Source organism: Psychromonas sp. MB-3u-54 (genome assembly GCF_002836415.1).
In the GTDB taxonomy this organism is placed as follows: Bacteria; Pseudomonadota; Gammaproteobacteria; order Enterobacterales; family Psychromonadaceae; genus Psychromonas.
In genome coordinates, this window is record NZ_PJBP01000116.1 from 43230 (window position 1) to 58467 (window position 15238).

The following is a 15238-nucleotide window of genomic DNA, read 5'->3' on the forward strand; positions in this document are numbered from 1 at the left end:
CATTCGAATTAACAAACTTAAGGTATTTATTGTGTTGGGATGTAATCTAGAAGCCGAAGCAGATCAGGATTTCCGTCTTAACTCAAGCTTTTCATTAACCTCACCCATGCTGATGTTATTGTTAGCTAAATATAGAGCAGCCATATTTTCAATTCTTTTATCAATACAATACTTGTCCAAAACCTTATTCCGGGCGTTTGCAGAAAATTCGCTACACATCAATTTATCATCGATCAATAGCTTAATTTTGTCTGACAATTGTTGTGGTTTATCTAATTCAAACAATAAACCATCTTTACCGGCCGTCACCAAATGATTATTACCTTGGATATTCGAAACCACACAGGGAAGACCTGTTGATTGCGCTTCTAAAATTGCTAAGGGCATACCCTCCCACAAAGAGGGCAGAACAAAAACATCTAATGCCTTAAGAATTTGCGGTGTATCATTACGCCAGCCAAGGAAGTGAATATTATCAGTAAACCCAGCCTGTTTAACGGCTTCTTCTAATGACATTTTAAGCTCACCATCGCCGACTAAAAAAAAATGTGTATTAACACCCTGTGATAACAAATTAATCGCTGCATTTACAAAAGCCTGTGGATTTTTTTGCCGCCATAAACGTCCCACCATACCCACAATAACCGCATCGCTTGGTATGCCAAGTGCCTGACGCATAGCCAATTTTCTATCAATAGACGCTGGCGCATATTTTGTCGTATCAACCCCATTGGCCAACACTTCTAATTGCGCATCACTAGCTCCTAATTTATTTTTAGCTATTTCTCTGTCAGCTTCGTGCAGACAAATGATCTTATCCGAGCACTTAGTACCTAACCATTCCATTGCCAGAAAAACCCATTTTTCTAAAGTACTATTGGCTGCAGGAAAGGCAAAACCATGCACGGTATGAGTAATCATTGGCACACCGGCAAGTTTAGCGGCAACACGCCCTAATACACCAGTTTTAGAAGAGTGGCTGTGTACGACATGAAAACGGTGCTTACGAAATAAACGGTATAATTGCCAAAATGCTAACAAGTCATTTTTAGGCGAAACCTCTCTTCGCAAACTTTCACTGTATAAACAGATTATACCTTTACCTTCAGCCTCTTCGGTCATCGGTCCCGGCTCTTTGCAGATAATGTAAGGTGTAAAGTGTTCCGGAACCAAGCGCTCTAATTCATCCAGCGTGACACGTTGCACACCCGTAACTAATGGCAGTAGTTGTAAATGCGCCACTTTTAAAGTGTTACTCATTCGTTATTGCTCCCTGTTGTAACAAATTAATGACTCATCCATTTGTTTATATAGACAAGATCTCGAGAATTTACGATATATTTAAGTTCATTTACATCGTCTTTAACCTTTTCCCAAACAATTTGGTGTGTTTTGGAGTTAACCCTAGGGAATTCGATTGCATTATATTTGCGTAACTTGTTCCGTATAAACGATAAAGATCGCCCCCCTAGGGACTTAATAATCGTAGGTCTTAAAATTTTTATATATATACGGGTATCAGTAAATTTTTGAATGACTGGCGGAATAATTCTCATTGAAGACGTAACATTTTTTCGTTCTGCAGCATTTTTGCTGATTTTATAATCAAGCCCGAGGAATTGACATATTTCACTCAAGCATTCATTTTTATTTTCAGAATATCTTTCTAATGTTATTATTTTAATATTTTCTGAACCAAACTCTTTTATCCACGGAGATATTTGATAAAAATACTTTGAATAATCAACAAGTTCATTCCGATATAAAACATCTTCATTAAAATCTACACTTCCGGTTTTATAGCGAGTATACATATATTGATGGTGAGAAATTGCCCTGCTAACAGGCTCTCTAATAATATATATTATTTTTATTTTAGAGCCTAATACCTGTTTTGCTATTTTAGCGGTCCCTTTACTAGCCGGCATTTTTGTATAACCAGTGGATCCTTCTCCACGCCATATTTCAGAAGAACTATTTTTAAACAGAGAACTATATTCGTCTAACCCTCTCTCAGATAATATACTTTTATCCTGAAGAGAGTGAGGCTCTTTTTCTACAGACATGAAAATTTCTGCTATATTAGACAAATCATCGTATAAAGAAGTAGACCCGCCCTTCATAGCCCCTACTAGTAATAAATTTGGTAACTTCATGCTAATCCTTGCTATAAGAAAGTTAACGGTTTATTATCAATCATGAAAAATAGTCATTTACATGATAAAAACGGAACAATTCCATAATCAAAAGCGATGTTATAACTTGCCTTTCTGCTCTTTACAGATGATGTAAGCTGTTATGCTTTCGTTCTTGATCCCTGTTGTAACAAATTAATGACTTTTTCATGTTGAATAGTGCGATTAAAATATTTTTTCGCTCGCTTTAAACCAGCCAAACCCATCTCTTGCCGTAAATCAGCTGAGCCACATAAACGTAATAATTTATCTTCAAAATCATCACTATTATTACCATCAAAGATAAACCCAGTGACGCCATGCTCAATTACCTCTGGTATGCCGCCACTTTTAGCACCAACCACAGGCTTAGCGAAAGCCATCGCCTCGATACCGACCATGCCCATACCCTCATAACGGGACGGCATAATTAAAATATCAATAGAGTTCATAATGGCAGGAATATCTTGGCGGTATCCGGCCCATACCACAGCCTTATTATTGGCATTTTCTAAACTGTTTTTATATTTTATTTCACTATCACTACCTGATGTATCGCCTACTACTAGCAATTTAGTATGATGATTTTTTGTCAGCAGAGAGGGAAAAATTGAGAAAATACGGTCATGCCCTTTACGTGAACTAATGGATCCTACAATTGCAATAACAATATCTTGCGCGGTAAAGCCAAATTCAGTTCTAATATTTTCCAATGAATGCATTTCATCAAAATGAACACCTTCGTAAATTTTGACAATTTTATTAGACAATAATTTTTGTTGATAAACGGGATATTTTACTCGGACTGCATCCGAGATGATAATATTTTTACTTACCAAAGGAAGTTGTATTTTATCTAACCAGCCATGAGGTTTATCCAACTTATCCCAAATAACAACCGGGATACCAGCTGCTTTCGCTGCAACACCAACAGTCAATAAACCTCGCATATCGTTACAATAGACAACATTAACATTAAGCTGCAGTATCTGTTTTTTAAGCTGGAGAATATAAGGGATGATTTGTGCGTAAGTACGGCACTTTTTTAGTAAGCCATAACGATAAATTTCACCTCCATAAGCTTGCAGCGATGTAGGGTAAGGAAATACTTCAACTTGATACCCCTCTTCTCGGAGCTTAGTAGTATAAATCCCTTCGGCGGTACATGCGACAACGGATTCAATTTCTTGTGCTTTTGCTGCCTTTAATAAAGCCAACAAGGTAAGTTGCTGCCCCATAATGACGTGCGGATAGCTTTCAACAAATAATACTTTCATTTTAATGATCTTCTCTTTTTCTGATACAAATACTATAAAGGCTAATTAAAAGCCCTAAATATTACGCTGCCTTAAACTACGCATGTTACAAGGGCAATATTACGAACCGTTTTAGATCACACTATTAAGAAAATCACTTTGATATACAAATACTAAACAAAGCCACTTCATCCTAAAAAATTAATATTTATCTTTTTTACTGGATATTAAAAATTTACAATGTAAATCTTAACTTATTTGAAGTTTGATTCCATGATTACTGGCAAAACAGCAACAAAGTAAACATAAACAAGGAGGCATTAAAACATCAAAATAAATACTGAGATTACAGGGATGTTTTAATAACACATTGTAATTTAATAGATTAAAATGTGTTAACGATAAATGGAATGGAGTCATTCATTATCAGCTAGATTTATTAGCTAACAATTTTTCATACAGTTTTAGGTATGAATCAACCATAACATCAATTGTAAACCTATCCAGTACACGTTGTTTTCCTTGCTTGCATCTACTTTCTGCAGCAGAAGGATTTTCAAAAACATCAATAATTGCATCAGTAAGCGATTGGCTGTCACCTGTTTTAAACATTAAGGCCGTATCACCCGCAACTTCTTTAAACACGGGAATATCGGAACAGACAATGGGTATATCAAGGGCCAATGCTTCTGCGACTACTAAGCCAAAACCTTCCTGAGAGCTTGGTATTACCATAACCGATGAGCTTGCAATAGTCTTCATGGTTTCTTCTCGTGAAAGCCAGCCCATGAATTTAACATGTTGTTCTATAAATAGTTTTTTCGTTAGATCTTTTAGTTTCTGTTCATCGGAACCTGAGCCAACAAAAAGCAGTTCAATCTCTGGTTGCCTTTTTATTAATTTCGGCATCGCTTCAAGTAAAAGAGATTGCCTCTTTAAACCTATCATTCTACCAACACAGATTATACGGTGACGACGACGCTCGGAAACTGGTCTAATATGAGCAGCGATACTATCTACATCTATTCCATTTAAGATGATGGATTCATTATTTGCATTTAGGTTGTCCGCAGTAAAACTTTTCGCTACGGTTTGTGAAATATAGACAATATGACTGCATATTTTTTCTGTCCACCTTAAACCAAGCTGTAAGTGCCTCCCCATAGAGCCATATAACTCATGTTGTGTAGAAACAACTGGCACTCGGCATTTTTGCGCAGTTAAACGCGCTGAAATAGCAGGAATGGCAAAGTTGGTATGGACAAGATCTACATTATGCTGTTTGATAATAACGGTTAACTCTTTTGAGAAAGCCCTATGCTGGCGATATAAATCCCATAACTGTGTTTTAGTGGGGACTTTTATATCATAAACAATAACAGCGTTAGGAGTAGTCCTTGCCTCTCCTTGCTTGTTATCGTCAAAACGGCAATAGATAACCTTATTGCCATTCTTTATTAATTTTTTGGCAATCGGATCTATCAAGCACCAAATAGAGTGCGCTGCCAGTCGATCGGTAAATAAATATGTTTTCATAATAAACGTCTTATTTTTAAATAAAGAGCCAGGCTGCTCTGCAATTTTTGAAAAAAAGTGTTTCTAACACAAAGGGCTATCCGAATAAGCTTTTGAAAGATAATACTTTCATTTTAATTATCTTCACTTTTTCTTATACAAACACTATGAAGGCTAATTAAAAGCCCTGCTAGAAGCCAAATATTACGCTGCCTTAAGCCATACATAGTACCGCCATAAAGCAGTAATAAAAAAAATCCAGCAGCTAACGCACTGAACAGTAATTTTTGAAAATCATTTGTCACTAATTTCCACGAATAAAGTGCTGTATATAATGTGGAGACTAAAAATAATAAAAAACAAATTAATCCCAAAAAACCAACCTCAAAAAAGACCCCCGCATAGGTATTATGGATTTCTTCCATCTGGAATTTTGCCCCGTATAGCTTGGGTCCATTACCAATAATCATGGCTTGATCCATATTATTAACCACCACTTTTAACTGTTCTTCTCGTGTAGAATCAAAGGCTTTATTCTCACCCATACCACTAATTAAAGCCACAACTGGTCTTTGCCAACTAGGGGTTTTACCCAAAGAATAATGCCCATCAAATGCAGCCAATACAGCAATCACATAACCGCTTAAAGCTAAACAGCAGATAATAAGAAAGAGCCCCAGCCGACCTTTGTATAGATCGGTATTTTTTCTCTCTATGAAACCGATAATAAAAAATGTTAAAAAGGCCATAATCAAAAGTAAAAAAGCGGTACGACTGCCGGTGCTAATCATAGTGATAGTCATTAATACAATAAGAGCAGACAAAAAAACTCTTAATAATGATGAAATACTACGGGAAAGAACCAAAGCAATTGTCGGCAATAAAATCGGAATAATAAAAGAGGGAATTTGATTTTCAAATTTCATTGTGGATGAAATACGCCCGGTAAATTCATCCAGCGTCCATGCTGGCGCAGATCCAGTCATCGCCCATAGGGCAACAAAACCAACAACTACTGCACCTAATATCCAGCCATACAAGCAACCTTTGAGTTTATCAAAATCATTAACTAGCAAAATCACAGTGACCACCATCATTGCGCCATAGGTATAATTTAATACCTCAACCAAACTGCCCGTTATATAACCATAAAAAATAGCGTTGTTAATAAAGAAAGAGATCCATTCAACCGCTATAAAAGCACTTAAAAAAAATAAAGATAATTTTTGTAAGTGCGTTAAAGCTTGCCATTTATTTCGCCAGCTATGCCCAAAAAACATAGCAAACCAAGTTAGTAAAATCGCCAACTCAGTTAAACCTAGTTTATCGCGCAGCGGCCCTAAACTAATTGTTTCTAATATGCCGGTTGCAAAAAAAGCAATATAAAGCCCTCTAACAGGTGCTTTCTTTATCCAATTAAAAACAGCACCTAATAGTATTAGCCCAGGGATAGCAAATAGATAGATCATTAATTTCTATTTTCTTGTAAGCCATTTGCTTTGCGTACTCGTTTTTTAAGGCTGATAGGAATTAAAGGATAGATTAAGCGCGCTAATGGGTAGACTAAATACCAAGGCGGTAGACGAAACCAAAATACCGATTGCAGTCCAAAACGTGCTAAACGTCTATTCTGTTTTGATGTTTTAAACTTGCTTTGAAAAAAACTCTCATCACGTACATAACGACAAGCTAACACTTCGGGCAAATTAGCTACTTTATATTTTCGAGCAACACGCAAAAAAAACTCAAAATCGATAAGATATGGCTGGCTAGGGTCATAATTTATCCCTTCATCAATCAATGACTTGCGAAACATAATACCGCTATGAGTATAAGGAATGCACTTGGCGCATTGACGGCGTATCTCTTTATCTGAAAGAGGATATATACGATCGATATGTTCATCTCTTTGTGTATCTATCCGCTCTTCTCCACAACCAACCCAAGCATGATCAAGGTTATTATCAAGAAATTGAGTTTGTTTTTGTAGACGTTCCGGGTAAGCAATATCATCCGCATCTAAGTTAGCAATATATTGACCTTGCGCTTTTTCACAAGCCAACTTTAATGCAGCCGCACGTCCCATACGATTACCACGAATCAATCTAATTCTCGAATCAGAGATAGCCTCAATGACCTCTGGCGTACCATCGCTTGATCCATCATCAATAATGAGCACCTCAAGGGAGGACAAAGTTTGGGTCAACAAGCTTTCGATTGAACGTTTAACTAATTCTTTTTCATTATATACCGTGATAATCGCGGTTACTTTTATATTTGACATTGATATTCTCAAAGGAATGCGTTAATTATTAGAAATGAATTTCATCGGACAATAAATAAGTGCAATAAAATTGTAAATACTACTTTTTATCAGTTTTATATTTATATTTATATTTATTAGCGAGCAATTTTTCATATAGATTTAGGTAAGAATCAACCATTACATCAACCGTAAACCTATCCAGTACACGTTGTTTCCCTTGCTTGCATCTACTTTCTGCAGCAGAAGAGTTTTCAAAAATGTCAACAATCGCATCAGTAAGCGATTGGCTATCACCTTTTTTAAACATTAAGGAGGTATCACCCGCAACTTCTTTAAACACGGGAATGTCGGAACAAACAATGGGAATCTCAAGGGCTAAGGATTCTGCAACCACTAAGCCAAAACCCTCCTGAGAACCATCACTTGGTATCACCATAACCGATGAGTTTGCAATAGTCTTCATGGTTTCATCTCGTGACAGCCAGCCCATGAATTGAACATGTTGTTCTATACATAATTTTTTCGTTATATTTTTTAGTTTTTGTTCATCGGGACCTGAGCCAATAAAAATCAGTTCAATCTCTGGTTGCCTTTTTATTAATTTCGGCACCGCGTTAATTAAAATATGTTGCCCTTTTACTTCCATCATTCGACCAACACAAATTATTCGGTGACGACGACGCTCGGGAACTGGTTTAATATGAGCACTGATACTATCTACATCTATCCCATTTAAGATGATGGATTCATTATTTAGATTTAGGTTGTCCGCCGCGAAACTTTTCGCTACGGTTTGTGAAATATAAACAACATGACTGCATATTTTTTCTGTCCATCTTAAACCAAGCTGTAAGTGCCTCCCCATAGAGCCATATAGCTCATGTTGTGTAGAAACAACTGGCACACGGCATTTTTGCGCAGTCAAACGCGCTGAAATAGCAGGAATGGCAAAGTTGGTATGGACAAGATCTACATTATGTTGTTTGATAATAACAGTTAACTCTTTTGAGAAAACCCTATGCTGGAGATATAAATCCCATACCTGTTTTTTAATGGGTACTTTTATATCATAAACAAGAACAGCGTTTGGAGTAGCCCTAGCCTCTCCTTGCTTGTTATCGTCAAAACGGCAATAGATAACCTTATTACCATTCTCTATTAATTTTTCAGCAATAGAGTCGAGTAAACTCCAAATGGAGTGCGCACCCAATCGATCTGTAAATAAATATGTTTTCATTACCAACCAGAGTTTTTCAATCTATTGAGAAAAAAATTCTAACGTAAAGAGTGAGCCGAATAAGCTTTGATAGCTGCAATTGACGGCGATACAACCCTTTTAATACTTACGGATAATTTACCATTTTTGATAAAATATCAAAGCTATCCTTTAATACTCTCATTAGCATCAAGTATTATTTTGTCAGGATTATTCCCCAACAGAGAATGATAAATTTCAATGTGTTTCTCAGCGATTATTTTTGTAGAATAACGCTCTAAAACAGACGTACGTCCTCGCTTCCCAATTTTTTGGGAAAAATCAACATCATCGATATGCTGCAGAATCAATTTTGCAAGTGCTTCTGCATTGCCTCGAGGAAAAGACTGTCCAGTTTCCCCTTCTTTTATGTATTCCGTTGCTGCTGGAAAATCAGCTGTAATTGTAGGCACACCTAACGTCATAGCTTCCACTGCGGCCATACCAAAACCTTCAAAAAGGGAAGGTAAAACAAATAGGTCTGAGCTAGCCACACAAGTTAACGCATCAGCGTGTTCCAAACGACCTTTCAGCACGACTTTTTCCTGTAAGTTATGCTTATCAATCAAGGTTTCCAATCTTTCACGGTAAAAACCTTCACCAATAATCTCACATCTAATTTCTTCTTCAGCATTCTCAGTAATCCATGCCATTGCCTCTATCAATGTGCTCCAATCTTTCTCTCTAGACAAACGACCACAGCCGGAAATTACAAAAATATTTTTTTCTTTTCCCAAAAAATGAGGTATTGCAGGAATATTAATAGGAGGGGGACAGGTTTGCACATCTTTTCGCCAATCTCGTAATTCATGTGCAGTCAGTTCTGATCCTGCTATTACTTTATCTAGTAAACGAGTACTCAAAAAAAAGGCCGCACGGTAAATCCGATTCCAAATACTAATAGGTGAATGGAAGGTTGCTACCGTTTTAAGACGTTTAATCCCCACTAAAGCTATTGTTACCAATAAGAGACTAGTATAAAGATGAAAGTGACAGATGTCTGGTTTGATTGATTTAACCAATCGCCGTAACGCAAAACAGCGTGCCAACCGATTACCTTTAACGACAGAAACTGATTCGGCCCACTCTAGCTGAGGTACGTCATCTTCTAAGTCTTTAAACAAAACTATGTGAATAGAAATATCCGGACGTTTGTTAAGGTCATGCCCCAGAGTCTCTGCATATTTCTCAGTTCCCCCGTCACCCCAATGTTCAAAAACAAATAATAGTTTGGTTTTTTTTGACATTTCACTTATTTCCATTTGGAAAATACTCGGGATGTATTTCTTTCAATTTTTTGCGCTTGGTTATCAGTTCAGAGGTTTTTCCGACTATTTGAGATGGGTTTCCTATTACGATCGAGTTATCAGGAATATTTCTAGCAACAACAGAACCCGCCCCTATTATACAATCATTTCCAATAGTGACGCCCATAAGAATAATTACACCTTTTCCTATAAAACACCGATCACCAATAACAGTTGGAATTGTCACGGAATACTTCAAATTTAGCGCTCGATTTGTTGAGGCGTCATGTCCCAATATAGTACAACCCGTTAAAACGCAATCACGCCCTATTGTTATAGGATCTGCGCCACCACATCCAAGTTCAACATCTGGATAAATATATGTATTTTCTCCAATAGAGCGTTTTTTTTTATTACGATAAAATTCCGCAACATCTATTGGATCCATTAATAAAAAAGAGGCTCGATTATAAGCCCATTTTATCACCTTCAATATTTCAATTATTTTCATAATATTTTTTCGCATATCAATTTAGTTAAAGAGCAAGCACACTCGTTAGAATCAAAGTTTTCTCTTACATTATCACCAGCGGCACGTCCTATATCTTTACGTAAACGTGATGAGCCATAAAGTTTCTTGATTATTTCATCAACTTCGCCCAGTTCTTCCGGATTTACCAAAAACCCATTGATGTTATGTGTAATTATCTCAGGTGATGCTCCCAAATGACTTGCAATTACCGGTTTATTAAAAATGCCAGCCTCAATGACAATACGACCAAAAGATTCTCCCGGCTTTGACAAATTCAACACCATATCAGCCATCGCATACCACCGCCCAATATCTTTAGTAAATCCAAGCAATTTTATACGATCTTTAACCTTGCTCGAAAGCTGTGCTATCTGAAGTTTAAAAGCAACCTCTGTTTCATGTTCACTTTTGTCAAAACCTCCCACAAATGCGAATACCATATGATCATTCTTGAATAATAAGTCGCTAGCTAACGATAAGGCTCTTAACTGGCCTTTTTGTTTGGAAATCGCACCTGGAACTAAAATAATAAAATCTTCATTCTGTAATCCATAGTCGCTTCTTGTCACATCTTGAAAGTCAAACTCAATTCGTTTAGCCCCTATATATCGCGTATGAATTTTATCTGAGGGAAGAGTCTTCATTAGTTCACCTTTAACCGCATCAGATACCGTAATAATTAAATCGGCTAATGACAAAATTACTGCATTTAAATGATTCTGCCATTCAAGAGCATGAACAATCAAAACTACTTTATATCCTGCTTGCTTAACTTCCCTTAATAATTCTTCATTAAAGTTATAAATACAGTTAAAAACAATAATGCGGGGCGATAACTCTGTTAATTTTTTTTTAAGTTGATTTTTATAAATAGTTTGAGATAACCGAGAAAGTCCTCGTACCAATGACGTCCAGAACTCAGGCATCCAAAACTTAATTTTTGAATTTAGGGCTATAGTATACACAGATTCAGACTTAAGATTTTCGAACCAAGGTTTGGGGTACCATGAACAGATACCGAGAATCAGATCGGTATCTGTTTCTTGATAAGCAATTAAATCTGCCAAAGCAAACTCAGCACCACCATGACGAGTAGATTGTTCGATATATAGAATGTCTATTTTAGTTGCCATAATTAGATATGCTTAAAGTTTAAAAAGACCAAAATGACCTTTAAGGTGTAGAAGTTACAAGCTGTTATAACATTTTCCAAATCAGAATATTATCAGTTAATTTCCCATATTCTGAAGCGGGCTGTTAGTTGAAGTTTAGATTTTAACTAGATTATATTCTGCTCAGATTAATTTTCCGTGAAGTAACATTTCAATAAGCGCAAGATTACGCACCGTTTGAGGTCCTATTTTCAAACTCGACTAACTCATTTACAAAGGAATCAAAAAAAGTTCCGGCAAAACTTTTCCCTATAACAGTCATTGTGGTTCACTTTTTCTGTTTTTTAATTATGCCTGTAAAGAATCCATCTGTTTTTAATAAATTTAAAGCTGCATGATGTACTGTTGATGATTTTAAAGCTGACAAAAATAACGAGTCACCTATCATTAATCGATTCAAATTGTCTGGTACATATAAACTTTAATAAAGCATAAAAAAAGTATATAGCCGCAACTAAAGCAGATCCATAAATTGATTTTTTCAAATTATGATCTATATATTCAGCAATTATTGAGGGGCACTGAGATAATAAAAAAATGAAAATCTTACTTCGCAACCTTTCCTTTTCTCTCATGCGATATGAACGATATTTAAATGGTCTCTTTAACTGTCTATATTTTTGAATATTTGAACAAAAAGAAATCTTTGCTATACAAGTTTTCAATTTTTTGTTTGACTAATTGATTGGAATAATAGTTTTCATAAGGGTTACGCTTGACTCTATTTTTTGATGGTAAGTCAAAAGATACACCGAGCTTTTTACAAATTATCTTAAAGTCTGATTTTATATTTTCATATTTACCAACATAATCAACTTGACATTCATTTTTATAATTATATATAAATAAATATTGTGGTCGAAATAAAGTATGTTCATAAATTTTGTCTTTGTCTAAATATTCTAAAATAAACTTTTCAAAGGTTGGATATTTACTTTCAAATAATTGTTGAAAGTATAAATCACCCTGTTTATCTCCTCCCTTTTTTAAATACTCATATGATGAAACCGCTCGATCATAGGGATTCCTAACAAAGCAAAATTTAAAATATTCATCAAAACGATGGGTATCAATCCGTTGAAAATCAAAATAGCTGGCATGCTCTCGATATATTTTATCGCCCATCAAACAAGTTAATATACTTGTTCCCGCTGTTTTAGGAATGTGTATAAAAATACATTTATATTGCTTAGTGTATTCCCTGTATGGAAATCCATTTCGCATGTGCCTAAACTGCTGTTTAGAGCTCCTTAAATATTCGAGTACCTTATTTGGTAATATAGCTTTAACAAGTTTCTTCATACTTAACTTACAATCTCTATTTTTATTTGCAAAAAGGGAGATACCCCACGAAAATCAAACGGTGTGCTTTATGTATAACCAAATAAAATCCCATAAGCTTTCTTTTAGAGGATAAGCAGTCATCTCATCCCTACAGCTATTGAAAAATATTCACTTTGGATTTTCACATAATCCAAGTTCTTAATCCTGTTAACTTATAAACATCAATCGCCATTAAGACATTCCAAAGAATTAAACCGATACTGACGACAAGTGCCGCTCCTATCGCTGAATAGTTTGGAATTAAAAAGACTAATAATACAACTGAAATAAACAATGTTATTAATAAAGATCGTAATGAGTATTTTTCATTATTGGTCATATTTAACACCAAACCAACCGACCCCATCAGCACATTAACGGCTTGCCCTATACATAAAATAACCAGTAATGGGTATGCCGATAAATATTCTTTACCGAATAAAATTTCTATTGCAAACTGACCAAAAAAAATAAGCACCAATATAATTGGCAATGACACTAAACTACTTATACGGACACTTTTCGTCAGTAATTGCTGAGTTTGCTTTAAATCACCTTGCCTGAAAAATCGAGCTACTTGTGGCATAATAACAGAGTTAATTGAATTTAATCCCAATGAAATCAATATCATACCTTGCATTGCAACTTTAAAAAATGCCACCGATTCAGTGCTATCAAGCCAGCCTAAAAAAACACTGGCTAATTCAGCATTTAATGTTCCTATAATTGTCATTAATGTAAAAGGGGTTAAACTTAGATGCCATTGCTTGATTAAATATTTTGGTTTTTCAATTTTAGACTCTTGCTTGATTATTTTATTCAAATACCAGGCACTCAAAGCAAAGGCTAATAAAGACGCTACAATAGATATCCTTATTAATATCTCACCAGTTAATTCGCTGTTATTAAAAACTAAAAAAAACAATAAGGCTAGAGTGATGACTGGCGCTAAAACTTGACTTGGAACTTGAGCTAATACCGGTCTTCTGAAGCCATTTAATATAGCACCTTGCTGGGTTAATAAACCGCGAAAAGGAATCGTAACTAATGCAATAAGCAATAATGGTGCGACAGATGGTTTGAAAAAGTCATAATAAATGGCCAGAATAGAAACGACGACAATTACAAAAGAGGTAATCAGCACGTACCAGCGTGACCAGCTAATTATACCCTGCAAATACTGCCACTTTTCTTCTAATTGGAAGTTAGCTATTTCACGGATGATAAGGTTGGGTATTCCAGCTGTCACCGGCAGTGTTAATAGCGCAATAATTGACATTACATAACCGTATAATCCATATTGCTCAGGGCCTAAAAAACGAGCATAAATAATACCGGTAATAACTGAAAGGCAACTAGCAAACAAACGAATGCTTGCTGTGCCCATAAACGATTTGAACAATGATTTTTCTTTACTCATTTAATTATTAAACCCTTACACGCTCTAGATAATCGCAGCATTAGTCCACTCATCAGATTGCTTTTTCAATTGTAAAGTAAGTGCATAATCAGAATCTGCTATGTTAGATTAAACATATACACTTTCAAATATTGAACTACGCGGGCAGTAAATATGTTTAAATTTAAACAGCATCACCATCCCTTTAAATTATTACATCTACGTGTATTTTATCGTAATCCAGTACTTCAAAATCTAACGCATATATTTCATTTATTTTTTTTATTACTAATGGGTTCCAATTAACTGGATTTTTATCTAATTCACCTGCTTTATCTAAAATAAGACGAGGGTCTCTTAATATTTTAAAAAATTTTATCAATTTAGATTTTTTTGGTTTTGGGTTAGATTTATTAACATGCTTCAATCTTTCATTTATGCCTACTTTTTTTCTCACTAAATCAAAATCTACCTCTAACTCCTCCAGCTTAATTAATTTATCGACCAGTATTTCGCCATTGTTATAGACATAATCGGCTTGAGGCCTTAGAAACCAACTTCTGCGTACATATAAATCATCAAGAAGGTTCAAAATAAAAAAAGAAAAAGAACAAAAATTCGAATAACCCAAATATTTATAAAAAGAAACCAATCTGCTATAGGGATTTCTTACTACCGCAAACTTGAAATATTGATTAAATAATTTTTCACTTATATATTTATATTTTGTGTAATCTGCAGCTAACAGATGTCCTAGCCGCTCAGGACCTAACTTTGGATTATCATTTTTCCTAAGTAGCAGAGGTGCACGAGTATCCCAAGTAAGACCGTTATGCTCTAAAAATACAGTTTCAATACTTTGCCCCGCATTTTTGGGAATATGTACAAAAATACATTCACTATCGTGGCATATCATTACAAATTCCTTATCTTTTAAAAAATAATTATTTAATCTATAAAGCAAGCTAAAATATCAATCAATCTATACACTATGGAAAATAATGAAGCACCTTAATTTCTAAGGACTTGATTTATATAATCCGCATTTATCTTCAGCCGTTTTGATTTCTTTTAATACTCACTTTAAATACTTTATCTG

At 35.3% G+C, this 15238-nt stretch carries 13 protein-coding genes; all 13 read right to left on the reverse strand.

Annotated features, from left to right (window positions below; genetic code table 11):
- Positions 1–63 precede the first annotated feature (63 nt).
- The 13 genes from CXF72_RS06300 to CXF72_RS06360 all read right to left on the reverse strand — a co-directional run bounded on the left by CXF72_RS06300 (position 64) and on the right by CXF72_RS06360 (position 15055).
- A complete protein-coding gene (locus CXF72_RS06300) occupies positions 64–1260 on the reverse strand; it encodes a glycosyltransferase family 4 protein (protein ID WP_101037813.1) in 1197 nt (398 codons plus the stop codon).
- A gap of 26 nt (positions 1261–1286) precedes the next feature.
- Positions 1287–2156 carry a sulfotransferase domain-containing protein gene (locus CXF72_RS06305; RefSeq protein ID WP_101037815.1) on the reverse strand — a complete coding sequence of 290 codons (870 nt, stop codon included), beginning with the start codon at positions 2154–2156 and terminating at the stop codon, positions 1287–1289.
- A gap of 140 nt (positions 2157–2296) precedes the next feature.
- Entirely contained in the window at positions 2297–3451 is a 1155-nt protein-coding gene (locus CXF72_RS06310; RefSeq protein ID WP_101037817.1) for a glycosyltransferase family 4 protein, read from the reverse strand.
- Positions 3452–3856: 405 nt separating this feature from the next.
- On the reverse strand, positions 3857–4966 hold the full coding sequence (locus tag CXF72_RS06315) for a glycosyltransferase family 4 protein (protein WP_101037819.1): 1110 nt from the start codon (positions 4964–4966) through the stop codon (positions 3857–3859).
- Between the two features lie 113 nt (positions 4967–5079).
- Positions 5080–6027 (reverse strand): O-antigen ligase family protein, encoded by a 948-nt coding sequence (locus CXF72_RS06320; protein WP_198552525.1) that lies wholly within the window; start codon positions 6025–6027, stop codon positions 5080–5082.
- Between the two features lie 386 nt (positions 6028–6413).
- Entirely contained in the window at positions 6414–7229 is an 816-nt protein-coding gene (locus CXF72_RS06325; RefSeq protein ID WP_101037823.1) for a glycosyltransferase family 2 protein, read from the reverse strand.
- 79 nt (positions 7230–7308) lie between these two features.
- The gene (locus tag CXF72_RS06330) at positions 7309–8448 is read right to left on the reverse strand and encodes a glycosyltransferase family 4 protein (protein WP_101037825.1); all 1140 of its coding nucleotides are present in this window, start codon (positions 8446–8448) and stop codon (positions 7309–7311) included.
- Between the two features lie 143 nt (positions 8449–8591).
- Entirely contained in the window at positions 8592–9713 is a 1122-nt protein-coding gene (locus CXF72_RS06335; protein ID WP_198552526.1) for a glycosyltransferase family 4 protein, read from the reverse strand.
- Position 9714: 1 nt separating this feature from the next.
- Entirely contained in the window at positions 9715–10224 is a 510-nt protein-coding gene (locus CXF72_RS06340; protein ID WP_157823201.1) for an acyltransferase, read from the reverse strand.
- On the reverse strand, positions 10221–11378 hold the full coding sequence (locus CXF72_RS06345; RefSeq protein ID WP_101037831.1) for a glycosyltransferase family 4 protein: 1158 nt from the start codon (positions 11376–11378) through the stop codon (positions 10221–10223). Before CXF72_RS06345 ends, CXF72_RS06340 begins: the two co-directional genes overlap by 4 nt.
- A 651-nt stretch (positions 11379–12029) precedes the next feature.
- Positions 12030–12719, reverse strand: a complete 690-nt coding sequence (locus CXF72_RS06350; RefSeq protein ID WP_101037833.1) for a sulfotransferase family 2 domain-containing protein — start codon at positions 12717–12719, stop codon at positions 12030–12032.
- A gap of 163 nt (positions 12720–12882) precedes the next feature.
- On the reverse strand, positions 12883–14160 hold the full coding sequence (locus tag CXF72_RS06355; RefSeq protein WP_101037835.1) for a flippase: 1278 nt from the start codon (positions 14158–14160) through the stop codon (positions 12883–12885).
- Positions 14161–14344: 184 nt separating this feature from the next.
- Positions 14345–15055, reverse strand: coding sequence for a sulfotransferase family 2 domain-containing protein (locus CXF72_RS06360; protein WP_101037837.1), 711 nt, complete (start codon positions 15053–15055; stop codon positions 14345–14347).
- Positions 15056–15238: the final 183 nt, after the last annotated feature.